Here is a 23,280-nt window from a genome sequence, read left to right on the forward strand (position 1 = left end):
GGATCACGACCCATCCCCGCCGCCGACCGGCGGGCATCCACACGCAGGACCGGCTCAAATCCCGAGTCACCTGAAAGCTCCCGTGAACGGCAGCCCTTCCGTGAATTCACATCGCCGTGCACGGGTCAGGCCGGCTGGCCTCCCGGACAACCGTCCTTGTCCTCGTCGTCCAGCCGGGAATTGAAGACCCACCTCGACAAAGGAGGAAAACCATGCAAACCGAACGTGACCACTTCACCGACCCGCCCCCGCGCCGCCTCGGAGCGCTGGGCATCATCCGCAACTCCGCCGGTGCGGTACTGATGACCGAGAAGGCGTCGGACGCACTCAGGGGTGAGGAGCGCAAGCCCTGGTTCCACCCGGGCGGCTGCGTGGAGGAGAACGAACCGCTCCTTGACGGCCTGGTACGCAACGTCAGCGCGAAGCTCGGCATCACGCCGAAGCCGGGCCGCTTACTGGCCGTGCACCACATGTACGACCAGCAGCACAAGACGCACCTGTCGAAGGAAGGCATCAACTTCCTCTTCGACTGCGGGGTCATCGACGAGGACACGCCATTCGTGTTCGGCGGCAGCATCCAGGGCGCGCTGTGGATGCTCCCGGACGAGCTGGATGAGCACCTGACTCCGTTCACAGCGGCGCGTACGCACGCGGCGCTGCGGGCGCTCTCCGGCGGCGATGTAGAGGTGCTTGCCGGGCATCCCCTGTAGCGCCGGTCGATCGGCGCTGATGACCCCTGCCTCGGTGCCCGCTGTGTCAGGGCGCAGTTGGCACCGAGGCAGGTATCCGAGGACGGGTCCGCAAGGGAGAGCGCCTGGTTGCCTCGGCTACACCATTGCGGGTTGCCCGCAATGCGGGTGTGCGGAACCGGCAATGACTGGGCGTCACCAGAGCGTGACGATGTCTATGGGTCGTGATCGCCCGTACGAGCAGCAGCTCGTCGCGACAGCTTAGAGCGAACCCCGCGACTGCCCCTGGTGGCGGCGCGGAGCCGATGCCTGTACTGCGCAGCCCCAGGTCAGCGGTCGCATGGCCGCCGTCCTCTCGTCTTACGGGAGCGAACCCAGTGACCGCCTTATCTCGCAGCCTCGTTGAAGGGAAACCTGCTCCGATGCAGTTGCCATACGCCCCTGGACAAGCGGGTGTTCCGCTTGTGCCTGATGCTTCCGCCGACGCTGACGTACTTGCGCGAACAGGGTTTGCTACCCGAGCCGATCTGGGCCAGCACTTCCTGCGCTCGCCGGAGGTGGCACGGCGCCTACTGGAATGCGCCGAACTCCCCGCTGGCGCCGAGGTGCTTGAGGTAGGGGCAGGGCTGGGGACGCTGTCCTGCGCGGTGGTCGAGGCAGGGTGTCGGATCTGGGCGGTAGAGAAGGATGTACGGCTCGGCACCCCGTTGCTGGACAAGCTTCGTCCCTTCGGGCCTCAGGCACGGGTGACCATCGCGGACGTCCGCTCGGTCGACCTCGATGGTGGGCTGGAGCGGGGCAGCGTCCTGCTGGCGATCCTGCCGTTCGACTGGGAACTGTCGTCAGCCCTCACCGAACACATCTTCGCCTCCACCCACAAGGTGGTGCGGGGGCTGGTCGTCGTACCGAGCCGCACCCTGGACCAGTACCGAGCCGCCGAGGGAGAAGGCCGAGGCCTGCGGCTGGAAGAGGTGGACGGGATCTCCCGGCGGGAGTTCTGGCCTCAGGCGCCGGCACCGCTGCGCGTCGTGTCCATCGAGAGGCGCTGATGGACGCGACGACGCTGGTCGTAACGACCGACTTCCACTCCGCAGTTCCTGGCGGTCGAGCCACACTTGCCGCGGTGAGGCAGTGGCGTGCGCGCGGCGCCTTGGTCGTGGACGCGGGCGACTTCTTCGGTGGCAACGCATTCCACGAGTTCTCCGGCGGACGCGTGGAGGAACGGCTCCTGGCGGAACTGTACGACGCGCTCGTACCGGGCAACCACGACCTCGCAGATCTGATGCGACTGGCTGATCCCGGGCGTTTTCCCCCGGTGGTGTGCGCGAACCTGCGCCCGCCGGACAGGTTCGACGGGCGTTGGGCGAGCAGTCTCCTCCTCCCGGAGCGAGAGCCAAGGGTGGGCATCGTCGGCTACCTGGGCCAGCAGGCGTTCGAGACGATCCCGCCGGCTGAGCGGGCCGGGTTCCGGTTCGTGCCGCCGACGGCGGACTTGATCGCGACGGAGCGGGACCGGCTTCTGTCCGAGGGGGCCGACGTCGTCATAGGAGTGAGCCACACCGGTTTCGCCCACGACGTTGCCGACCAGGAGCACGGCTGGCCGCTCAAGTTGGTCGTCGCGGGCCACTGCCACAGCCCCTCGTACCACTGGGCGTCCGCAGGCCGACATGTGGTCAAGGCCCCAGAGGTGGGAGCAGGTCTGCTGCGGATCGCTCTCGACCGCACAGGCGGCCACATCTTCAGCATCGGGACCTTCACCCCCTCCACGAACGTCCCGCCCCGGCCGGACGGCTTGGAGGAGGTACTCACCGAGTACGCGGCCTGGGGCGGCGAACGGGTCGGAACGTTGCCAGCCCGTCTCGACACCAGGGAGGACGTCGCCCAGCTGTTGGCCGAGCGCGCCCGGACCGCCGCAGGCGCAGACAGGTTCGTCCTCAACCTGGGGTCACTGCGGGCCGGGCTGCCGCAGACCGTTACTCGCCAATCGCTCATGGACTGCGTCCCCTTCGACGCCGACCTCGTCCTTGTGGACAGCACACACCCCGTGGAGACGGTGCTGGCGGCGGCCCGCCAGCTCGGCGAGGAGCCTGTCGCCAGCACCCAAACCGCGTCCGGCACGACCGCGTGCGCCATCGCAACCACGAGCTACCTCGCCGAACGGCTGGGCCTTGCTGCTCGGCCCGCCGTCCCGCCGCGCACCCTGCGCGACGCCCTCACCGATCTCGTTCGGAGTCCTCATGAGTGATGTGCTGACCCTGAATGGCCGCGACCTTACCAACGGCCCGCACGCACCTGGCCAGTTCGCCGACGCCGTCACCGGCCCGGGCGCGGGCCGAGTCCTGGTCCAGTTCGAGGGACAGGACCACCCGCTGAACCTGGAGCTCAGCCTGAGTCTGCTCTCCAGCCTCGGCCCCGTCTTGTCCGTGTATCCGGGCGACGGCTGCTGGAGTGACCTGGCGGTCAGCCTGGCCGCCGACCCCGGGCGCACGCACGGCGTCGGGGAGAACCGGCTGCACGTCGACTTGGTCGACCGCGACTGCCTCCCCCGCTACATCGCCCTGTACTGCGTCCGCGGAGACCCGCTGGGCGGCGGGGCGTCGGCGCTCGCCGACCTCTGGCAGGCCGTGGAGGCGATCTCGGACACCGATCGCATGGTCCTGGCCGAGTCGGTCTTCTCCTATTTCGCCGACCAGGGTGTGCACGGGGTCGGCGAGAGCCTGAAACTGTTTCCCGTGCTGCCGGAGCGGATCGGCAGCGCGCCGATCCGGTTCACCGCCAAGATGGGTCCCCATCTTGAGCGCGGCGAACTCGTCGACGCCGAAGAGCCTCAGGTGATCGCCGCCGCGTTCGGCCGGTTCGTCGACGCCGTCTTCGCCTGCCGCTCGACCATCCGTCTGCAGCCGGGCGAGCTGCTCGTCATCGACCAGCACCGTTACGCGCACGGCCGGATGCCACTCGGCGACGGCCAGAACGGCTACGGCGCTGACGAGCGACGGCTGCTGCGGCAGACGTACGTCGGCGTGGGAGCTTTCGGAGGCACGCGATGATCCTCACCGGCCCCGAGATCCACGAATCGGTCGAGGCCGGGCAGATCACCATCGCCCCCTTCGACGCGGATCTGCTGAACCCCAACAGCTACAACTACCGCCTCGACAGGACTCTGAAGCAGATCATCAGCGATCCGACCGACCCGACGCGCCCGGCGGAGACAGTCGTCATCGAGCTGCCCGACGAGGGGTATGTCCTGCGTCCGGGCGTCGTGTACCTGGGCGCAACGGTGGAGACCGTCGGCGGCGACGAGTACGTGACAAGCCTGATCGGCCGGTCCTCGCTCGGCCGGCTGGGCATGTTCCTCCAGATCTCCGCCGACCTCGGCAATCTCGGCTCTGCCCACCAGTGGACCCTGGAGATCAAGGTCGTCCAACCCCTGCGGGTCTACCCGTACATGCGGATCGGCCAGGTGAGTTTCTGGAAACCGGTCGGTGCCCGCATGCCCTACGACGGGCTCTACGGCGGAATCAGTGAGCCCACCGCGTGCTCCCCGCGCGCGGCTGCTGGCTTCGGCGCGGCCCCGGCACGGCAGGAGGCAGCCGCGTGATCCTCACCGGTCCCGAGATCGCAGCACAAGTCAAGACAGGGGCGATTCAGATCGCCCCGTACGACGAGCAACGCCTCCAGCCGAACTCCTACGATTTCCACCTGGGCGAGCGCATCGGCTGGTACACCTCCGAGGTCCTCGACTGCGCCCGCGAGAACCCGTTCGAGGAACACGCCATCCCCGGCGAGGGCATGGTGCTGGAGCCGGACCGCATCTACCTGGCCTCCACCCGCGAGAAGATCGGCAGCGACTGCTACGTGCCGATCATCCGTGCCCGCTCGTCGATCGCGCGCCTGGGCCTGTTCGTGCACTGCACCGCGGACCTCATCGACATCGGCTCCCTCGGCCAGCTCACCCTTCAACTGCACGCCGTGCAGCGCGTACGGATCTACCCGGGACTGCTCGTCGGGCAGGTCACCTTCTGGGTACCTCAGGGGGAGATCGTCCTCTATGAGGGAAAGTACCAGGGGTCCGAGGGGCCGCAGCCGTCACTGGTCCACCGCGACTTCGAGGCCCGGTGACGCCCGTGTCCCGCATCGCCTCCGACGGCTCGGTGGAGCGGGTGGTCGCCGTGGTCGCCCACCCGGACGACGCCGAGCTGCTGTGCTACGGCACTCTGCGCAAGGCGCGCGAGGCCGGTGCGGTGGTGTCGGTCGTCGTCGTCACCCGCGGCGCCAACGGCGTATCCATCGCCGACTCCGGACGCCAACTCGCCGAGGACGAGCGGGAGAAGGAGGTCACCGCCGCCTGGTCCGACACCGGCATCGACGTGGTCTTCCTCCATCTGACTGACGGCGGGCTGGTGGCCGACCTCCACCTGATCTCCCTGGTGGAGGCCCAGTTGAACCGGCTTCAGTGCACCATGCTCATCACCCACAGCCTACGAGCGGCCAACGACCACCAGGACCACCTGGCGGTTGCCATGGCCGCCGCGAACGCCGCCACCCGCGTACCGACCTGCCACACCGTGCTCCACGGCGAACCCCATGCCCCCCGCTCCGGCTTCAGCCCGACCGTCGTCGTCGACGTCACCGACTTCGTCGACGACAAGGTCCGCGCCCTGGACGCGCACCACAGTCAGGGCGGGCGCTGGTACCTGACCGAGAGCTACACCCGCCATCGCGCCGCCCAGGCCGGATGGGCGCTGCGCCCCGCCGCCACGGCCGCCGGGCGTGCCTTCGAGGCTTTCGAGACCACCCTGCTCACCCTCACCTTCGCTCCCGCGCGAGAGGACGCCCGACCTTGATCTACATCGAACAGCCGCCCTTCGCCCCGTGGCTGGGGTTCTGCGAGGCCCTCATCGGCTGCGACACGATCGCCCTCTACGACGACGTGCAGTACACCCAGGGCGGCTGGCAGAACCGCAACCGCATCAAGACCGCGAACGGAATCGACTGGCTGACCGTGCCGGTCGTCCGGGACACCGGCCAGCTCATCAAGGACACCCGGATCGCGCCTGCCTTCGACCCCGACCGGCTGCTGCGCCAGATCCGCCTCGCCTACGCCCGCACCCCCTACATCGACGAGGCCCTGAACGTGCTGCGTCCGGCCCTGACGGCCGGCCACGAGCACCTGGCCGACCTCAACATCGACCTGATCACCGCCCTCGCCACCGCCCTCGGCTCCCGGGCCCGCCTGCTGCGCACCTCCCAGATGAAGATCACCGCCGACGACAAGACCGAGCGTCTGGCCCAGATCTGCGCGTCCGCCGGGGAACGGGTGCTGTGGGCCGGATCCGGCACCCGCGACTACCTCGACACCGGCCAGCTGGAACACCACCAGGTGTCAGTGCGGTGGAACGATTTCACCGACCGGCACCCGCAGTACGTCCAGGCCTGGCCACACCAGGAGTTCACGCCGGGCCTGTGCGTCATCGACGCAGTGTGCGCCCTGGGGTGGGCCGGCACCGCCGGGTTGCTGCGTGCCTCGTTCGAGGCCTACCTCCCGCACGCCAAGAAGGGAAGTGCGGCATGAACCGTCCGCTGATCCTGACCGGGATCGACCTGCCGATAGAGCCCTCATGCGGGTCGACCATCTGGTGCAGCGACGTCTACCAGCGGCTCACCGACGACTTCCGCGTGCTGTACCTGGGCCTTCCCGGCAGCGGCACTTGGAAGCACCACTTCCCCGAGACCGCCCTGCTCGCCGCCGACAAACAGCCCTACGGCCCGCGCTTCGACGCCTACGCCGCCCAACTGACCGACGAGGTCGCCGACCTGATCGGCGCGCACCGGCCCGACCTCATCCACGCCCAGCACCTCGGGTTCGGGCTCGCACTCGCCTTCGCCCGCGCAGCGGGCACCACCCCCGTGGTGTCCATCGCGCACGGCACCGACGTCATCGCCGCCGCCGAGAGCGAGCAGGCACTCCAGGTCCTCACCGAGATCGTGGCCGCCAGCACCAAGGTGATCGTCCCGAACACGGCCATGGGCTCCGAGGTCGACCGGCTCACCCACCACGCCTACACCGACCGGCTGACAACCGTCCCCTGGGGCGTCCCGCTCCCACCCCGACCAACGGCCGTGCCCCGGCCCGGGCGCCGGCTGAACCTGCTGCACACCGGCCGCCTCGATGCCAACAAATCCACCATCACCGCGATCGAATCCCTCGCCCTCACCCAGATCAAGCACCACCTCACCGTGATCGGCAGCGGCAGCGAACTCCCTCGACTCAAGGAGCGCGCCGAAGGGCTCGGTCTGGGTGAGCGGGTCGCCTTCGAGCCGTTCCTTCCGCGCGAGGAACTGTGGGAGAGGTTCGCCGGATTCGACGCGTTCGTGTTCACCACCCGCCAGTTGGAGGCCTTCGGCCTGGTCGCCGTCGAAGCCCAGGCCCACGGGCTCCCCGTCCTCTACGGCGACCTGCCCGGCCTGGACTACACCCTCGGCGACGGCGGCATGGCCTACCGGCCCGGCGACGCACCGGCGCTCGCCGCGCTCATCGACCGCGTGGCCGCCGACGAGACGCTGCGCCAGGACCTGCACGGAGCAGCTGCGGCCAACGCCCGCCGACACCGCATATCCAACACCGTCGCACAGGTGGCCCGCCTGTCCCGTTCCGTGACCGAGGGGCGCCGATGACCAACACTGCCCTGTATGCCAGCCGGATGTGGCCGCCGGTCCGCCGTGGAGCCGGGGAAGCCACCGATCCCGCTCTCGACCTGCTCCACCGCCTGGGCCTGGTGGACCGCACCAGCGCCACCGGCGTCCACACCCTCCTGCCGCTCGGCCTGCGCGTCCACGACCGGATGGCGGTCATCGCCCGGAACGCGTTCGAGGAGCGCGGTGCACTCGCCTTCGCCGCCCCCACCCTGCAAAGCCGACGGCTGTGGGAGGAGACCGGACGGTGGCGCTCCTACCAGCGCGAAGGCGCTCTGCTGACAGTGCGCAGCTCCAGCGGAGAGGAGATGTGCCTCGCGCCGACCTCGGAGGAGATCACGGCCGCCACGGTCCGCGAGCACCTGCGCTCCTTCAGGGACCTGCCCGTGCGGCTCTTCCTGTCCACGAGCAAGTTCCGCGACGAACTCTCCCCACGCGGCGGGCTGATGCGAGGCCGCGAGTTCACCATGGCCGACGCCTACACCTTCGACGCATCGGCCGACGGCATGCGCGAGTCAGTGGCGTTCCTGAACGAGGCCTGCACCGCCGCCCTGACCGGCATGGGACTGCCCGGCGTCTTCCAGGCCCCGGCGGACGGCGGCGCCATCTCCGCCGGCCCCAGCACCGAGCACCTGGTGCTGTCCGACGCCGGACAGAGCACCATCGTGGCCTGCGACCACTGCGGCAACCGCGGCGACGGAGCCGTCACGCCCGCGCGGCCGACGCCGCCGCCCACCGCGCCCGTCGTCAACGTGATCGCCTTCGTCCTCACCCACCCCGACGGCGACATCCAGCCGGCCGCCGTGGCCGTCCGCTCCGACCTCAAGGTCAGCGCCCGCAAGGTCGCCGCCGCCACCGGCGCCTCGCGCCTCTCCCTCATCGAACCCCAGGACCTGCCGGGCGTCCTCGGCAAAGAGGCCGGGACCCTCACCCCATGGGATGCCGCGGACAGCCCCGACACCCTCCTGCTGTTCGACAGTTCCGTCGCCGCTCTGGACGAGTTCGCGATCTCGGACGGCGGCGAAGGGCTTCGCACCGGCGTGACCTGGAACGGCAACCAGCACCTACGCGCCCTGAAAGTGAGCGGACGCGACCTCGCCGAGGCCTCGGACGGCAGCCGGTGCACCCTGTGCCCCGGGACCCACCGAGCTGTCCGCGCCGTCGAAGTCGCTCACGTCTTCGAGCTCGGCACCCAGTACTCCCAGCCGATGAAGCTCGCCTTCACCGACCACACCGGACGCCAGGCCGTCCCCTGGATGGCCTGCTCCGGGATCGGCATCACCCGCTGCATGCAGACCGCCGCCGACCTCAACCGCGACCACCAGGGCCTGCGCTGGAAGCCCGGCACCGGGCCGGCCGACGTCCACCTCGCCGTGCTGCGCGCCGACCAGCCGGAGATGCAAGAGCGCACCGACCGGCTCGTACGGGACCTCACCGCCCGCGGGCTGAGCCTCTTCGTCGACGACCGGCCCCTGCCCGCCGGGGAGAAACTGCGCTACGCCCGCCTGCTGGGCCTGCCGCACGCCGCCGTGCTCTCCCCCGACCGCCCCGCCGAGGAGATCGAAGTCATCAGCCGCTGGACCGGGCGCACCACCATCACCCAATCCAGCCACATTCCCCTACTCGCCACCCGCGGATAACCCCAGGAGACACCACCAGGCCGGACTGAAATAGCGTCTCCGTAACTCCTGTCACGGCGCCGCTATTCGGCATGCAGAGATTCAGATGGATATCCTTCTATTCACGCGAGTCGGCGATGGCGGAAAATTTCTCCGGTATTCCTTCGATCCGGTTGACGCCCGGATTCAGCACCCCTAGCGTGATGCCCACCACAGTGAACGGGTCGTAGCTCAAGCGGTGGAGCACGGCAAAAGCGTTGCCGAGGAGCTGGTTCAAGTCCGGCCGACCCGACCAGCTCAGCCCGCAGTCCACGCCCCGGCCCGGTCAGTGACCGCGACAGGGCGCGGAGTACTGCTGAATGAATATCGATCTCCCTTCCATAAGTTCACGCGAACCCGGAAACGGTATTGATGAAAATTGCGATCACCGGCGGCGGCAGCGCCGGGCACGTTGTTCCCGCTCTTTCCGTCGCCGCCCAGCTCACACAGGGCGGGAACGAACTCGTGTTCTTCGGACGGGACGGAAGCATCGAGCACGAGTACGCCACCAAAGCCGATATCCGTTTCTGCTCCGTACCGTCCGCCGGCCTGAAGAGATACGGCTCCTGGAGCAACCTGCGGATGCCTTTCACCGTCGTGCGCGGCATCATCGCAGCCTGGCGGGCCATGCGGCATGAGCGTCCCGACGCCGTGTTCAGCAAGGGCGGCTACGTCACCGTCCCCGTCGGAATCGCCGCCTGGCTGTGCCGCGTTCCGGTCGTCATCCACGAGTCCGACCACTCCCTCGGTCTCGCGAACCGGATCCTCGCCCGGATGGCGGCCCGCGTCTGCCTCTCCGAACCGGCCCGGTCCAAGCCGCCGCGCTGGCTCGCCCGGAAGACGGTCGTCACCGGTCTGCCCCTGCGGCACGACCTCGGCGAGGGCAACCCGGACCGGCTGCGCAGCAAGCTCGGCATCAAGCCCGGCGCCGAGGTCCTGCTGATCTTCTGCGGCAGCAGCGGCTCCGCCCGCATCAACGACGCCGTACGCAGCCAACTGGACAACCTCCGCAGCCGGTTCGCGGTGATCCACGTGTGCGGCAAGGGCAACCTCGACCCGTCCCTCGACGGAACACCCGGCTACTGGCAGATCGAGTACCTCCACCAGGAGATGCCCGACGCGCAGTGGCTGGCCGACCTGGTCATCGGCAGGGCCGGGGCATCGACCCTGGCCGAGCTGGAGGCGCTCGGCAAGCGCGCCGTCCTCATCCCGCTGCCGGCCAGCGTCAGCCGCGGTGACCAACTGGTCAACGCCGAGGCGTACGCGCGTCGCCATGAGGGACGCTGCCACGTCATCCAGGACGACGACGCCCTCGCCGGAGGCGCCACGCTCGTCGCAGCCTGCCTTCACCTGGCCGGCGCCCACGCGAGTTTCAGTCGGCCGGATCCCACCGTGATCCACCAGGCGGCCAGTCGCATCGCCGGTGAGACCCTGTCCGCCGCCCGGCCGCGGCGCCGCCGCGCCCGCTAGACGTCAGTTGTCACCGTGGCCGTACATCTCGCGGATCTGCTTGTCGGTCTCGCCGCGGTGGTAGACGTGCCAGTGCAGGTGCTTGGACTCCTGGTACAGGCCGACGTTGGTGGTCACTGAGGCGGCGCCGTGCTTCTCACGTACCTGGTCCGCGACCTTGGCCACCACGTCCATGACCTCCGCGAGCAGCTCCGGGCCGCCGTCCCCCAGGTCCACGAGCGACGGAATGTGCTCCTTGGGCACCACCACGATGTGCACCGGGTGTGACGGTTTGGTGTGGCGAAACGCCAGCACCCGGTCCGTCTCCATCACCCGCTCGATCTCCACGAGGCCGGGAATGGCCTGGTGGCAGTAGAAGTCCGAGACCTTCGCGGGGGCCACAACAGCAGTGGTCACAGTTCGTCACTTTCCGTGTCTATCGGTGATCTAGGCGCAAGATTACCGCCCTGTCACGCCCCACACCCACCGCACCACTCACCCCTTCTGCTCCCGAGCACCGCATCGAAATGGGAAATACCGCGTGACCTCTTCCGTATTCGAAGTCCCGTCCGAGGAAAAGGAGTTCGTCCCGATACCGGTGCGGCGCCAAGCAGCCGCGATAGCCGAGCGCACCGGCGCCCAGCCCCTCATCGAGCATGAGTCGACAACCTCCATCCGCGTCAGGCACACGAGCGGCCGGCTGAGAGTCGAGGTCGTAATCCGGCGGGGCAGCCGAGGATGGCAACAGTCCGGGTGCCCGCTGCTGCTCAAGGATGGGAAACTCCATGACTACGCGGACCTGTGGGCCACGTACACCGAGCTGGCCCAGAGCCTGCCGCCGGCCGCCGACGGACCCGCCCATCTGCCGGTCCTGCCCCCGCTCGACGAGGACGAGTTCCCGACAGAGGTCCAGCGGAACCTTGCCTTCCTCCGCCAACGCCTGAGCGGGAGAAGCGATGTCGCCGTCCACGTCGGCCATGACGACAAGGGCAGGTACGTGCTGGTCATGGCCTCCACGACGGCAACCGTGCACATGGTCTTCGAGCCCGAGTGGCGACACGGCCGCAAGGGCGCCAAGCTCACCGATACCGACCCGATCCGCGTGGTGACCGCGGACGGCAGGGATCTCACCGTAGAGGCCAACGGCAAGCTGAAGAAGGCCCTGAGTCATCTGCTCGCCACGCCTCCGGGATCAGGAGGCGGCGAAGCCGACGCGGGCAGCGCCCAGGACGGGCAGGCAGGCGGACCGTCGTCCCGCAAGGGCACCGTCCTGCGGCTGTAGCGGCCCCGCCGTACGGCTGTAGGTAGCAGCGTGCCGCACGACGTGATCGAGCGACGCGGCGCGCCAAGAAACGGAGCCTGCGTCTGCCCGTGATTCCGGGCCCACGCAGCTGGAACCTCGGTACGGTGACGTGGTGCGGATGGATCGTGAGTACGCCGCGTGCAGGTTCGTCGTCGTGGGCCTGGAACTCGCCCGCCAGGCAGGGCAGTTCGACGTGACCGCTGTTGCCGCGCTGGCCGTGCAGGGCGAGAACTGGGCACCGCAGTGGCGTGTGCACGCCCGCGTCGGCCCTGCGCCCGAGGGACCGCCGGGCGCAGCGGAGGAGAGCCACTCGGTGGTGTGGGCGGAGTCGGCGGCGGACGCGCTCGCGGCCGTGGAGCGGAGGCTGACAAGTGATCCGCATGTGGTCGTCGCCCGCCTCGGCACGGTCGAGGCTGGGATCTTCCGGGCTCAACGGGCGTCCTGTCCCCGGCTGGCGTCACAGGTGGTCTGGGACGCGCTGCGCCTCGCGCAGATCGCCTGCCCCTCCGTGACGGAACCCGCAGAGTCCACACTGGCCGCCGCCCTGGGCGTGGACCTCCCGGGCCGGCGGGCGCCGCTCACCCAGGCGGTGTGGGCCACGTCCGAGATCTGCCGACGGGCTGTGGCTCAGGGGGTGGCAGCAGGCCGGTGGGGCACGTTGCGCCAAATCGACGATCTTGTGGGCAAGCGGCCGCCTCCGGTCGAGCCCGAGTACCTGCCCACCGGCCCCGTTCAAGACTCGCTGTTCGAAAGCGAGTGACCCTCTCCGTGGGCACGGGCGCCCAAGGGCGGTCGCAGCTCTTCAACGAGGCGTGCGGAACGCTCTCGTTTGGCTGAATACCCGTCATTGCCCGGCGGCTGGAGGGGCCGCGTCGATAGGGTCCCCGGGTGCTCTCAGGTACCAGTTCTGTACTCCTGTCCCAACCGCGGTTCCGGTTGCTGGCGTCGGCCCGTTTCGTCTCGGTTCTCGGTTCGGCTTTCGGCCCGATCGCGCTGAGCTTCGGTGTCCTGGGCCTGCCCGGCGCATCCCCGGCGGACTTGTCGCTGGTCCTGGCCTGCCAGGCCCTGCCCCAGCTGGCGTTCGTACTGTGGGGCGGTGTGCTCGGCGACCGCGTCCGCAGCCGGTTCCGTCTGGTCTGCGTCACCGAGACCGCGGCCGCGGTCATCTGGGCCGCGCTGGCCGTCCTCTTCGCCCAGGGCGGACCGGTCGGATGGATCGCGGTCCTCGCGGCACTCGGCGGGGTGACGCGGGGCCTGTTCTCCCCGGCGCTCGAAGGCGTCGTCGTAGACGTGGTCCCGGAACAGGATCAGCGGCAGCAGGCCAACGCGATGCTGAAGGTCTCGGTCAACACCGCCCGCCTGATGGGCATGATGCTCGCCGGCGTCGTGGTCAGCATGGTCGGACCGGCCCTCGCCCTCGCCCTGGACGCGGCCTCGTTCGCCGCCTGCGCCATCCTGTTCGGCATCCTCGGCCGGTCCATCCCCGACCGGCCGGTGCGCTACAAGACCTCGGCGGTACGCGATCTACGCGAAGGCTGGCGCGAGTTCGTGCGCCACGAGTGGCTGTGGGTGACCACCGGCCAGCTCACCATCGTGATCGCGGTGGTCAACTCGGTGGCGGGCCTGCTCGGCCCCATGCTCGCGCACTACTACCTGGGCGGGGCCTGGGCGTGGTCGCTGGTCATGATGGCGCAGATCGCGGGGCAGATCGGCGGGGCGGGGTGGGCGGGCCGACTGCGCCCGGCGCGCCCGATGCTGGTGGCGACGCTGTGCACGGCGGGCGCGGCGCTGCCGGCGCTCCTGCTGTCGCTGCGGGCGCCGCTGCTGGTGGTGCTGGTAGGCGCGGCGGTGTACGGGGTGATGTGGGACGTGACGATGGTGATGTGGAGGACCTGTCTGCAGCGTGAGGTCCCGGACGACATGATCTCCCGGGTGTCCTCCATCGATCTGCTGGGCTGTCTCGCGGTGGCGCCGATTGCTCTCGCCGTGGCGGGACCGCTGGCGTCGGCGTTCGGTCCGGCGTGGGTGGCGCTCGCCAGTGCGCTGCTCGTACTGGTGGCCGTGGCCTGTGCCCTGGCCTCCCGGGACATCCGCACGCTCGCTGGTGATCCACGCCCTCAGCAGGAGACCGCGCCGGTCGCCGCCGGCGCCGCCTGATCCCTTCACCCCGGTTCGCCGACGGCAGCGTTCACGGAGGTGTGGGCCATGAGGACGGCGAGGGTATGGCCGGCGCTCACGGGAAGGACGGAGTGGGCGAGCCAGCCGGGGGCGAGCACGGTGAGCCCCGCCTGGGCCTTGAGCGTGATGGCCCGGCCCCAGGGAAGGCCCGGCACGTTGGCGGCGTCGCAGCCGGCCCTCGGGTCGTGCAGACACACGGCGCCGGACCGGTCGTGGGGAGCATGGCCGTCGACGGCCAGGTAGCACCAGGCGGTCCAGGCGGCGTGTCCGTAGGCGAGCGGGACGCGGTGGTCCGCGCCCCAGATCTGCACGGACAACTGGACCTCGTCTGTACCGACTTGGAGGGCGGTCCGCGCGAGCGTGCCGAAGGCTGCCCGGGCCTGGCCGACGTCGAGGATGTCCCCAGGGTCGATGTCCCGGGCGCCGTGGGTGGTCCGGAGCATCTGGGCGCGCAGCAGGTCGTGATCGACGCCGGGTTGGGTCGTGCCGAGCCAGACGGGTGTAGTCCAGAGGTCTTCGAGAGTGGTCTGCCCGCCGGGTACGGGCGGCGCGCTCAGGGTGGTCATGTCGCCCCCGTGGTGACGTTGAAGGCGATGCACAGCCGCGGGGTGTCGGCGGTGTGGAGGGCGACGGCGTGGCGCAGCCAGGAGGGGAACGCGATCAGCAGACCCGGGTGCGGGTGGACGGTGCACGGCTCGGATGCGTCGTGGGAGGCGGTGGCGAGTCGGGCGGGGCGGGGGTCGAAGAGTTCCAGGGCGCCGCTCGCACGGGCGGAGGTCTGCAGGTAGTAGACGCCGGAGACGGCGCTGTCGTGGTGGGCGTGGACCTCGTGGAATCCACCCTGCCCGTAGTGCACCGCCCAGCCCACCGCGGTCAGGGGGGTGTCGGGGCCGGCGTCGGTGATCGCGAGGGCCGCTTCTCGGATCCAAGCGTTGAGCGCGGCCATGGCCGGGATGTCCCAGGTGAGGATGTCGGGCGCGGATTTGCGGGCGCCCTCCACACCCAGGGACAGCGAGGTGTCGGCGTGCTCGCGGTCGAGGATCTGCTGGGCGAGCGTGCCGGTGTCCGGGCCGGTGGGCGAGGTGCGCCGGTAGATCCGGGTGGGCCACATCTGCTGGGTCGCGCCCCGTACGTGCCAGGTGCCCAACAGCGCGGCGAGCGTGCTCATTCGGGGTCTCCGGCGTGGGTGTAGACGGAGATGTGCTGGGTGGAGGCGGCGGTGAGCGGGGTGCGGTGCCAGTCGGCGTACCGGGCGGTGAGGGTGAGTCCGGCGACTGCGGCGAGCAGGTCGAGTTCGGAGAGGTGGACGTAGCGCAGGGTGACAGGGAGGAGCCGGGTGCCGCTCTGGTCGAAGCGGATCTCCTGGAAGCGGATGATCTGCCCGATGGGGTCGTGGGTGTGACCGGACAGGGCCAGGTGGGTGTCGGCGAGGTCGCGGATGGCAAGTTGCTGACGGCCGGCGAGGAGTCCGGGGGCACGGGGGACGGTCGCCTCAATGACGAAACGCCCGCCGGGTGCCAGGGTTTGCGCGACGCGGGTGAGGCAGGCCTGCTGACGGGCCTGGGTCATGAGGAAGAAGAAGCCGGAGAAGCCCACGTAGATGAGCCCGAACTGCTGGCCGGCCGTGTCGAGTTCGGCCATGTCGCCGACCCGTGTCTCCACAGCCCGGTCGCCGCGGTTGCGGTGGAGTTCCTCCAGCATCGCGGGGGAGGTGTCGAGGCCGACGACCTTGATGCCGCGGTCCGCCACAGCGAGCGCGATGCGGCCGGTGCCGACCGCGAGTTCCAGTACCGGGCCGCCGTCGGCCACCGACGCGAGGAAGTCGGCAGCTGGGCCTGGGGCGCGGTCCTGGTGTTCGGCGTTGTAGTGGGGCGCCCACTCGTCCCACATCTCCTGCTGTTGTGCTCGGTAATCGGTCACACAAGTCTCCCTGAGGGTGATCGTGGTGATCGTCGTCGAAGCGGGGCGTGCTGCCCGGGCCGGGCGATCCCCGGCCCGGGCAGCACCGGCCACGGGATGGTCAGCCGTCGGTCTTCGGGGCGAGCTCGGGGTCGAGGAAGGTCTTGCGGGCACGGATCGTCCCGCCGACCTCCTCGGTGCCGACGAGTTCGCCGACCTTGCCGTCCTCGTCGGCGATCCCGCCGCGGGTCAGCGTCACGGTCACCGTGGCCGTGAGCGCCATGTCCTCCTGGACGGCGCCCTCGTGCATCGCGGCCGCGCCGACGAGACCCTTGCCCACCAGGTCCATGACGTGCTCGACGTCGTCGGCGTCGAGCACGATCCCCGAGATGTTCTTCCGCTCCTCGTCGGTGGTGTAGCGGGTCACCGCCTGCTGCTGCGGTTCGTCCATGCCTGCCTCCCTCTGCTCAGTGGGGGTGGATGCGGTGACAGTAGGTCCGCGTCCCGGCCCGAGCCCAGGCACAATTCGCCACCCTAGGAAGGCATTTAGGAAGGTTTGCCGGGCGAACGTGCAATTGCGTGTACGACGGTGGATCTCCGCCCCGGGCCCAGTGCGGGTGATGCTCGGTGGGTGCCCGGCCCGCGCGCGGCCGGCGAGACGGAGGCGTGCCCATGGCGGCGACCCGCACCCCGCAACGGCCCCTGCTACCGGATGAGCAGGCAGTTCAGCACCTGCTCACCGCCTTCTACCGCACCCCTCGCGCCGGCGGGCTCGACCGTCTGGCGGGCGGCGGCGGCCCGTTCGGATTCGACGTGACCACGGCCCTCCAAATCCACGTGCTGATCAGCCTCTACCGGTGCGACGGGATCGTGGAGAGCGGCTGCCACCTCGGCGACACCACGGAATACCTCGCCCGCGCCTACCCCCGCCTGCCCGTCCGCACCTGCGACCTCGATGCCGGGCGGGCGGCCTTCACCCGACGCCGCCTGGCCGCGTTCCCCAACGTCAAGGTCGACTGCGGCGACTCCGCCAGCCTGCTGTCCCAGATGCTGTCCGGACTGGAGCGCCCGCTGGTGTTCCTGGACGCCCACTGGGGGCCCGACTGGCCGCTCGCGGACGAACTCACCACCCTGCGCACCGCGGTGGCCGTCATCGACGACTTCGACATCGGACACCCGCGGTTCGGCCACGACACCTACGACGGCCGATCCTGCGGTCCGCAGCTGGTCGCCGACGTGCTGCCGGACCTGGAGCGGATGTTCGTGGGCCATGTGGAGGCCGACTACCCGCTGCCGTGCCTGCAGACCGGCCGGCGCAGCGGCACGGGAATCATCGTGCTCGGCCTCGACGACGACGGCCACAGCCCTCTCGCCGGGCATCCCTGGTTCGCCGAAGTCCCGCTGCTGCCCCGCCCCTTCCTGCCGTCGTGGAGCAGCGCGGAGGTATCGCGGTGAGCGGGACGGTGGTGCTCAGCAGCAGTGTGCGTGAAGTGGCCGCGGCCGAGACGTGTGAGCGGGCCTGGCCGGTCGCCCGGCGCCTGGGCGTGACCCGGGTCGCCGAGACCACGTGGCTGGACCGCGTCGGCATCCCCGTGTTCAGCGCGGTGCGCCCGGACGCCGCGCTCGTGGTGGTGACCGCCGGCAAGGGCCGATACCCGCACGAGGCACGGGCCGGCGCGCTGCTGGAGGCCGTCGAGCAGGCCGTCGCCGAGTTCTGCGCGCCGTCCACACCGCTGCGGTGGGCCTCGCCGCGGACCATCGCGGCCGAAGACGGGGTGAAGCTCGGCGCATGGTGCCCCCGTCTGGATCCGCCCGTGGACGTCGACGAGCCGCTCGCGTGGATCACCGTGCCCTCCGCCGACGGACAGCGGGAGTTCACCGCCCCGGCCGAACTCGTCCTCACGCCCTGCCCTTCAGTGGCGGGAGGCCGGTTCGGTTCCACGACCACCGGGCTCGCCTCCGGCAACACCCGCTCCGAGGCGGTCCTGCACGGCCTGTGCGAGGTCCTCGAACGCGATGTCACCTCGCTGATGAGCGTCGCCGACACCACCCGCCTCATCGCCGCGGACAGTCTGCCGCCCGGCCCCTCCCAGCTATATGGCCAGATCCGCCGGGCGGGCCTGGGCGTGTGGCTGCGCTGGCTTCCCGCGTACGACGGGCACTACATGACCTGCCTGGTCGACGACCCGGACCGAGCCCACCCCCTGTACTGCAACGGCGGCTACGGCTTCCACCCTGTCCCCGAGATCGCCGCCGTACGGGCCCTGTCCGAAGCCGCGCAATCCCGCCTCACCTACATCCAGGGCTCCCGGCACGACCTGACCGACAGCTACGCCACCTACCAGGCTATGACCGCCGGCGAACGAGCCCGCTGCCGGGCCCAGTTGCTCAAACGCTATGCCCGCCCCGAGCCGACCGCCTCGTTTCCCACCCCTGACGCCACCCTCGTCGGCCGGTCACCGCAGGAGCTGCTGGAGCACCTTCTCGCCACGACGGAGGCCGCCGGTCTCGGACCAGTCGGCGTCCACGACTTCGCGCCGCTCGCGGATCCCTTCCACGTGGTGCGCGTCGTGGTCGCCCACGCAGAGCACTTCACGCCCCTCACCCGCCGTTTCGGCCGCCGCCTCGCCGAGCACGCCAGGAAGCACCGATGACCCCGCCACCAGTCGATGCCCTGGTGGAGCTGTTCGTCGGGCCCACCGCTCACGGCCTGCCCGCACAGCTGGTGCACCAGGACGGCGTACGGGTGCGGCCACCGGCCCGCCGCGGTCACATCGACGTGCTGGTCACCCGTGAGCCGCCGGGGCACATCGCCCTGGTCGACGGGCGCTACGACGATGTCCCCGCGGTCGGGCACCGCGAGCTCCTGGACGCCCTGGCCGCCGGGTGGACCGTCACGGGACTCGGCTCGATCGGGGCGCTGCGCGCCGCTGAACTCCTCCCCCACGGCATGACCGGCTATGGGCAGGTCTTCGCCCATCTGCTGGCCACCGAGGCCCCCGATGACGAGGTCGCGCTCCTGCACGGCCCCGCTCCCGACTACCAGCCCATCAGCGAGGCACTGGTCGACTGGCGCGCGTTCGCCGAACACCTCGTCGGGGCGGGCCTCGTCGATCACGACCAAGCTGCCGCGGCCATCGGCCTCCTGGCGGGCCGATGGTTCGGCGACCGGTCGCAGCCGGCGTTCATAGACGCCATCCGTACCACCGCCGGAGACACCGCGGCCGACGCGGCCCGTGCGCACCTGCCGCGCCTGCCCGACCTGCGCGTGAAAACCCGAGACCTGCGCGACTACCTCACGGAGCGCCCATGGACACAGCCACCGACACTGTCCCGTTCGTGCCCGCCCATTGCGGAGGCTGGCCCTTCCTCGACGACGAGCACGCCCCGCAGAAGCTGCTGACGGCCGTGGCCTGCGTCCGGCTCGCCCGACGCGACGGCCCCCGCCCCTCCCCCAGCCCCGAAGAACTCGCGGCCGTCCTCGAACCCGGCGAGGCCCTTCGGATCCGCTCCCTCGACCTGCCCCGCCCCCTGCCCACCAGCACCCTCACCGACCGGCAGCGCGCGGCCATCCCGACGACGGTGGAACTCATCGCCCGCCTCATTCCGCCGTGGGCACCTCTCCTGCGGGCGCTGCCGCTCACCTACCTGCCGATGCCGGCCGGCCGCGGCAGCGTCAGCGCCTCCTGCTTCGCCTGGCCACAGCACGTCCTGCTCGCCGACGCCGCCTTCGACGACCCGGCCGTCCTCGCCGAGCAGACCCTGCACGAGACCTTTCACCAGTGGCTCTACCTGTGCGAGGAGCTCACCCCGCTCCAGCAGCCCGGCTGCACCCAGCGGGTCACGCTGCCCTCCGGCACCAGCGGCCGAAGCCCCGCCGAGCTCCTCGGCGCCGCCCACGTCACCAGTGGACTCGCCCGCCTGTGGCCGCTCCTCGACGTCCCCACCCACGTCCGCGACCGACGCCTCGCCCACCTCACCGCCTACATCCGGGGCTGCCGCGACCTCATCACCGCCAACCGCCCCTACTTCACCGCTGACGGACATGCCCTCGCCGACCGGATCCTGGAGGCCACCCCGTGACCCTCGCCGCCCCCACCCCGACCGTGCCGTTGAACGGCGACTTCTGGCACACCCCCCTGTACACCCGCACCGTCGACGACGGCCCGGCCGTCAACGACGCTCTGCACGCCCTCGTCCTCGACCGCACCCGCACCGCACCGACCTCCACGGTCGGCGTGCGCAACGCCGACAAGACCTCCTCCGACCTGCTGCGCTGGGAACACCCCGCCATCGACCATCTCCGCGGCTGGATCACCGACGCCGCCTGGGCACTCAACGACCACGTGGGCGCCGGCCGTACCCCGTCCGGCCAGGACGCGGAGATGATCGCCGAGGCCTGGGCTGTCGTCTACCGTCCCGACGGCATCCACCAGCTCCACAGTCACCACGACGCCGCCTGGTCCGGCGTCTACTACGTCTCCACTGGGCACATGCAGGAAGGCACCGGGCTCCTGCAGTTCGTCGACCCGCGCCCCTCAGCGGCTGCCCGCGAGCCCGACCGCACGCCGCTGTACACGATCCGCCCCGAGCCCGGGCTGCTGGTCGCCTTCCCCGCGTGGCTGCGGCACTGGGTCACCCCGTACCAGGGCGACGCCGAGCGCGTGGTCGTCGCTTTCAACGTCGGCTTCAGCCGTAGCTGATCCCCTCCCGCGACGAAGGAGAGTCCATGTCCGTCACCACGTTGTGGTCCACGTCCGTGCACACCGCCCTGCTCACCGGTGGCGACGTGTCCCAACTCGCCGTCGATCCCGACTCGCTCACCCGATACCTGCCGCCCGGACATCCCGGCCGTGACCTTTCATGGACCTCGCGGACCGAGAAGTGGGACGGCGGATTCCACGCCGCCCTGCGCCACGGCACCGGAGCGTGGTTCGCCCTGGTCGTCCTCGACGCGCACGCCGGGAACAGCTCCGAGGCATCGGGCGCGGTGATCCTCCACGACCCGCGGGCCGGCGCCGCCAACGTCGCCCTGCCCGGCCTTCCCTGGGGCCGGCCGATCACCGTGCCCACCGTCCCCGGCACGCTCGTACTCGTACCGGGTTGGTTGGCCTGGCAGATCGCCCCCGTACACCTCGGCGAGCACCGCACCGTCCTCACCGCAGACTCGGCATGAGGTCCGCCCGCCGCGCGGATGGCCTGCTACGCAGCAAGTCCGATGGCTCTGGCGGCGGCCGCGTGCCACAGCCGTGCGAACCGGGCCGTGGCCCGACCGTCGCGGTCCGGGACGAGCCGCGGGCTCCCGGCGCCGTCCTCCGTGGCGGCCATGGTGAGGCCGGCCTCGTCGAGGACGGCGAGCGCGAACGCGCCGGCGGGAGCGATCAGGGCAGTCACTGGCAAGGGCAGCACGCGGATTTCCACTCCCAGGCCGTCGGCCTCCCGTAACCGCGCTGCCTGCTCACGCATCACCTCGGGACCGCCGATCCGGCTGGTGAGGGCCCCCTCGCCCAGCAGGACGCGTACGGGCGGGCCGCCGCGCCGGGCAAAGTGCTGCTGGCGCAGGGCCAGCAGCCACAGGCGCCGCTCTCCCTCCGCCTGACTCATCTCAGCGAGCAGTTCGCGCGCGTACCGGCGGGTCTGCAGCACCGCCGGGATCACGCTCGGCGCGTACACCGCGCTCAACGCCCAGGGTTCCACGTCGAGGTAGTCGCGAAGGGCGGCATCGGTGACGTCGCCGAACGAGTGGTAGACGCTGCGGCCCTGTGCCCGAGCGGCCCACTTCAGTAACTGGCCGCGCAGGGCGCCAGGAGTTTCATAAAGGTCGATCAGCCGCTGAATGTCCGCCGGGGCTGCCCGGTGGCGGCCGCACTCGATCCGCGACAGCTTCGACACGCTCAAGTAGGTTGCCCCGGCCACCGTCTGGAGCGTCAGGCGACGCGCGGCGCGTAGCTGGTGCAGCTGGTCGCCGAGCAGAAGGCGCGCGATCGTCGCGCTCGGCCGGGTGTCATGGACCAAGGACAAGGAGACCCCTCCGTACGTCGGCCGCCATCCAACGGCCTGAGCGGTCAGGCCGACGTGTGACCGGCCTGACCGCTCTCGGTGGATATGGAGGTGGTGCTGTCTCTATGTCACCGCCGTCGAAGTCCCTTTCCCAGAGACGGAGTTGGGCACTTACTGGGAGCGGATCTGGGAAAAACCTGGGACGCGACTGGGACCTCAGCCGCCGAGCAGGCCGAGCACCGCCCGCTGGTAGACGGCATACACCGTGGGAAGTTCGGCGAGGTGGGCTCGTTCGTCGATGCCGTGCAGCCCTTCGTACGGCACTCCGAAGCCGGCGGTTGCCGGGATACCCTCTCCGGCCAGCAGATTGCCGATGTTCGAGGGCCCCGCGGTCTTCGGCCGGACCGTGAGTCCCGCTTCGGCTGCCGCGTTCAGCAGGGCCGCCCCGGGCTGCTCGGTGTCGGTGAGCTGGAACGGGGGCCACGTGGCCACCAGGCTGATCTCGGTCGGACTCTGGACGGGCAACTCGGCATCGAGCTCGGCGATTGCCTTGCGGACGAGAGTCTCGGCATCGTGGGCATCGAATCCGGGCGTCGTGCGTACGTCCACGTTCAGGTCGCACCGGTCGGGCGTGACGGAGAACCCCTGACCGCCGTGGCAGGCGGTGACCGACAGCTTCGGCGGAAGCAGGAACTCCGCGCCGTCCTCCGCTCCAGGGAGTTCGGCTGCATCGAGCAGACGGACCAGGTGCGCGGCGCGGGAGATCGCACCTACCACGGTCCTGCTGGATCCGGAATGCCCGGAGGGAGCGTGCACGGTGAGGACTGCCCGCCACAGGCCCCGCCCGCCGACGACCACCTCCTCCATACCGGGGTACCCGATCATCACCCCGGCCGGGCGGACCGCGGCCCCGTCGGCGAGGCAGGCCCGCGCGCCGCCGAAGTTGCCCGTGTGCTCGTCGACGTCCAGGAGCACAGCGAGCCCGCCGCTCAGCTGCGAGACCCGGGGGGCGAGGTCCTCGGCGATGTGACAGAACATCGCCGCGGCGAGCTTGGAATCAGCCGCCCCTCGTCCCAGCAGCCATCCAGCCTCGATGTCACCGGAAGCCGGCGGGAACGACCATGCGGACTCGTCGCCGTAGGGAGCCGTGTCCACACAGGCATCCAGCGTCCACCACTTCCCCGGCCGTCCCCCGGGGATTTCAACCAACAACCCCACCAGGGCATTCGAATCACCGTGCAGGCGCCGGTGCGGAAGACCCCGGGTGGTAAGCCAGTCCTCCAGCACACCAAGGACCGGCCCATAATCATCGATCCCGGCTCGGCTCGGCCGCCGGATCAGTTCCTGGGCCAACTCGACGACGGACACGACACGGGCCTTGTCGGGCTGCTGAAGATTCTCGCTCACGCCT

Annotated in this window: 27 protein-coding genes and 1 tRNA gene; 21 read left to right on the forward strand and 7 right to left on the reverse strand. The window is 70.3% G+C overall.

Annotated elements, in window-relative coordinates; all coding sequences use genetic code 11:
- The first annotated feature begins 212 nt into the window (after positions 1 to 212).
- The 12 genes from OG241_RS08875 to OG241_RS08930 all read left to right on the forward strand — a co-directional run bounded on the left by OG241_RS08875 (position 213) and on the right by OG241_RS08930 (position 10,510).
- Entirely contained in the window at positions 213 to 710 is a 498-nt protein-coding gene (locus OG241_RS08875; RefSeq protein WP_405814692.1) for an NUDIX domain-containing protein, read from the forward strand.
- A 401-nt stretch (positions 711 to 1,111) separates the two neighbouring features.
- Positions 1,112 to 1,738, forward strand: coding sequence for an rRNA adenine N-6-methyltransferase family protein (locus tag OG241_RS08880; RefSeq protein WP_405814693.1), 627 nt, complete (start codon positions 1,112 to 1,114; stop codon positions 1,736 to 1,738).
- Complete coding sequence (locus tag OG241_RS08885) at positions 1,738 to 2,934, forward strand: metallophosphoesterase (protein WP_405814695.1); 1,197 nt, start codon at positions 1,738 to 1,740, stop codon at positions 2,932 to 2,934. The genes OG241_RS08880 and OG241_RS08885 overlap by 1 nt, the downstream gene beginning before the upstream one ends.
- Positions 2,927 to 3,736, forward strand: a complete 810-nt coding sequence (locus OG241_RS08890; RefSeq protein ID WP_405814697.1) for a TauD/TfdA family dioxygenase — start codon at positions 2,927 to 2,929, stop codon at positions 3,734 to 3,736. The genes OG241_RS08885 and OG241_RS08890 overlap by 8 nt, the downstream gene beginning before the upstream one ends.
- Positions 3,733 to 4,287 (forward strand): dCTP deaminase domain-containing protein, encoded by a 555-nt coding sequence (locus OG241_RS08895; RefSeq protein ID WP_405814698.1) that lies wholly within the window; start codon positions 3,733 to 3,735, stop codon positions 4,285 to 4,287. Before OG241_RS08890 ends, OG241_RS08895 begins: the two co-directional genes overlap by 4 nt.
- Positions 4,284 to 4,808, forward strand: coding sequence for a dCTP deaminase (gene dcd / locus OG241_RS08900; RefSeq protein WP_405814699.1), 525 nt, complete (start codon positions 4,284 to 4,286; stop codon positions 4,806 to 4,808). The genes OG241_RS08895 and dcd overlap by 4 nt, the downstream gene beginning before the upstream one ends.
- Before the next feature lie 5 nt (positions 4,809 to 4,813).
- Positions 4,814 to 5,533 (forward strand): PIG-L deacetylase family protein, encoded by a 720-nt coding sequence (locus OG241_RS08905; RefSeq protein WP_405814700.1) that lies wholly within the window; start codon positions 4,814 to 4,816, stop codon positions 5,531 to 5,533.
- The gene (locus OG241_RS08910) at positions 5,530 to 6,261 is read left to right on the forward strand and encodes a WbqC family protein (RefSeq protein WP_405814701.1); all 732 of its coding nucleotides are present in this window, start codon (positions 5,530 to 5,532) and stop codon (positions 6,259 to 6,261) included. The genes OG241_RS08905 and OG241_RS08910 overlap by 4 nt, the downstream gene beginning before the upstream one ends.
- A complete protein-coding gene (locus OG241_RS08915) occupies positions 6,258 to 7,364 on the forward strand; it encodes a glycosyltransferase family 4 protein (RefSeq protein WP_405814702.1) in 1,107 nt (368 codons plus the stop codon). Before OG241_RS08910 ends, OG241_RS08915 begins: the two co-directional genes overlap by 4 nt.
- Positions 7,361 to 9,022: a proline--tRNA ligase gene (locus OG241_RS08920; protein WP_405814703.1), complete on the forward strand. Its 1,662-nt coding sequence runs from the start codon at positions 7,361 to 7,363 to the stop codon at positions 9,020 to 9,022. The genes OG241_RS08915 and OG241_RS08920 overlap by 4 nt, the downstream gene beginning before the upstream one ends.
- 199 nt (positions 9,023 to 9,221) lie before the next feature.
- Positions 9,222 to 9,296 (forward strand) — tRNA-Ala (locus tag OG241_RS08925).
- 116 nt (positions 9,297 to 9,412) lie between these two features.
- On the forward strand, positions 9,413 to 10,510 hold the full coding sequence (locus OG241_RS08930) for a UDP-N-acetylglucosamine--N-acetylmuramyl-(pentapeptide) pyrophosphoryl-undecaprenol N-acetylglucosamine transferase (RefSeq protein WP_405814705.1): 1,098 nt from the start codon (positions 9,413 to 9,415) through the stop codon (positions 10,508 to 10,510).
- A 3-nt stretch (positions 10,511 to 10,513) separates the two neighbouring features.
- Here OG241_RS08930 and OG241_RS08935 read toward each other — a convergent pair whose 3' ends face one another.
- Complete coding sequence (locus OG241_RS08935) at positions 10,514 to 10,906, reverse strand: HIT family protein (protein WP_405814706.1); 393 nt, start codon at positions 10,904 to 10,906, stop codon at positions 10,514 to 10,516.
- A gap of 124 nt (positions 10,907 to 11,030) precedes the next feature.
- On the opposite strand from OG241_RS08935, the gene OG241_RS08940 reads away from it, so the two are divergent.
- The 3 genes from OG241_RS08940 (at position 11,031) to OG241_RS08950 (ending at position 13,949) form a co-directional block, all read left to right on the forward strand.
- A complete protein-coding gene (locus OG241_RS08940) occupies positions 11,031 to 11,771 on the forward strand; it encodes a hypothetical protein (protein WP_405814707.1) in 741 nt (246 codons plus the stop codon).
- 133 nt (positions 11,772 to 11,904) lie between these two features.
- A complete protein-coding gene (locus OG241_RS08945; protein WP_405814708.1) occupies positions 11,905 to 12,552 on the forward strand; it encodes a hypothetical protein in 648 nt (215 codons plus the stop codon).
- A 128-nt stretch (positions 12,553 to 12,680) separates the two neighbouring features.
- Positions 12,681 to 13,949 carry an MFS transporter gene (locus OG241_RS08950; protein ID WP_405814710.1) on the forward strand — a complete coding sequence of 423 codons (1,269 nt, stop codon included), beginning with the start codon at positions 12,681 to 12,683 and terminating at the stop codon, positions 13,947 to 13,949.
- Between the two features lie 5 nt (positions 13,950 to 13,954).
- On the opposite strand, the gene OG241_RS08955 is transcribed toward OG241_RS08950, so the two are convergent.
- The 4 genes from OG241_RS08955 to OG241_RS08970 all read right to left on the reverse strand — a co-directional run bounded on the left by OG241_RS08955 (position 13,955) and on the right by OG241_RS08970 (position 16,320).
- Positions 13,955 to 14,536 (reverse strand): hypothetical protein, encoded by a 582-nt coding sequence (locus OG241_RS08955; RefSeq protein ID WP_405814711.1) that lies wholly within the window; start codon positions 14,534 to 14,536, stop codon positions 13,955 to 13,957.
- The gene (locus OG241_RS08960; protein ID WP_405814713.1) at positions 14,533 to 15,138 is read right to left on the reverse strand and encodes a TIGR02466 family protein; all 606 of its coding nucleotides are present in this window, start codon (positions 15,136 to 15,138) and stop codon (positions 14,533 to 14,535) included. The genes OG241_RS08955 and OG241_RS08960 overlap by 4 nt, the downstream gene beginning before the upstream one ends.
- Positions 15,135 to 15,890: a class I SAM-dependent DNA methyltransferase gene (locus OG241_RS08965; RefSeq protein ID WP_405814715.1), complete on the reverse strand. Its 756-nt coding sequence runs from the start codon at positions 15,888 to 15,890 to the stop codon at positions 15,135 to 15,137. Before OG241_RS08965 ends, OG241_RS08960 begins: the two co-directional genes overlap by 4 nt.
- 100 nt (positions 15,891 to 15,990) lie before the next feature.
- Entirely contained in the window at positions 15,991 to 16,320 is a 330-nt protein-coding gene (locus OG241_RS08970; RefSeq protein ID WP_405814716.1) for a hypothetical protein, read from the reverse strand.
- Positions 16,321 to 16,541: 221 nt separating this feature from the next.
- Between OG241_RS08970 and OG241_RS08975 the strand changes: the two genes are divergently transcribed.
- From OG241_RS08975 to OG241_RS09000, 6 genes are read left to right on the forward strand one after another with little or no spacing between them, the layout of a single operon-like run.
- Positions 16,542 to 17,324, forward strand: coding sequence for a hypothetical protein (locus tag OG241_RS08975; RefSeq protein ID WP_405814718.1), 783 nt, complete (start codon positions 16,542 to 16,544; stop codon positions 17,322 to 17,324).
- Complete coding sequence (locus OG241_RS08980) at positions 17,297 to 18,523, forward strand: YcaO-like family protein (RefSeq protein WP_405814719.1); 1,227 nt, start codon at positions 17,297 to 17,299, stop codon at positions 18,521 to 18,523. Before OG241_RS08975 ends, OG241_RS08980 begins: the two co-directional genes overlap by 28 nt.
- Positions 18,520 to 19,272 (forward strand): TfuA-like protein, encoded by a 753-nt coding sequence (locus OG241_RS08985; protein ID WP_405814720.1) that lies wholly within the window; start codon positions 18,520 to 18,522, stop codon positions 19,270 to 19,272. The genes OG241_RS08980 and OG241_RS08985 overlap by 4 nt, the downstream gene beginning before the upstream one ends.
- Positions 19,179 to 19,952, forward strand: coding sequence for an aKG-HExxH-type peptide beta-hydroxylase (locus OG241_RS08990; RefSeq protein ID WP_405814721.1), 774 nt, complete (start codon positions 19,179 to 19,181; stop codon positions 19,950 to 19,952). Before OG241_RS08985 ends, OG241_RS08990 begins: the two co-directional genes overlap by 94 nt.
- Positions 19,949 to 20,572: a TIGR02466 family protein gene (locus tag OG241_RS08995; RefSeq protein WP_405814723.1), complete on the forward strand. Its 624-nt coding sequence runs from the start codon at positions 19,949 to 19,951 to the stop codon at positions 20,570 to 20,572. Before OG241_RS08990 ends, OG241_RS08995 begins: the two co-directional genes overlap by 4 nt.
- Before the next feature lie 26 nt (positions 20,573 to 20,598).
- Positions 20,599 to 21,045, forward strand: coding sequence for a hypothetical protein (locus OG241_RS09000; RefSeq protein ID WP_405814724.1), 447 nt, complete (start codon positions 20,599 to 20,601; stop codon positions 21,043 to 21,045).
- A gap of 26 nt (positions 21,046 to 21,071) precedes the next feature.
- On the opposite strand, the gene OG241_RS09005 is transcribed toward OG241_RS09000, so the two are convergent.
- Positions 21,072 to 21,890: a Scr1 family TA system antitoxin-like transcriptional regulator gene (locus OG241_RS09005; protein ID WP_405814725.1), complete on the reverse strand. Its 819-nt coding sequence runs from the start codon at positions 21,888 to 21,890 to the stop codon at positions 21,072 to 21,074.
- A gap of 195 nt (positions 21,891 to 22,085) precedes the next feature.
- Entirely contained in the window at positions 22,086 to 23,276 is a 1,191-nt protein-coding gene (locus OG241_RS09010) for a M20 family metallopeptidase (protein WP_405814726.1), read from the reverse strand.
- Positions 23,277 to 23,280: the final 4 nt, after the last annotated feature.

The organism is Streptomyces sp. NBC_01390 (assembly GCF_045040105.1).
Taxonomy (GTDB): Bacteria; Actinomycetota; Actinomycetes; order Streptomycetales; family Streptomycetaceae; genus Streptomyces.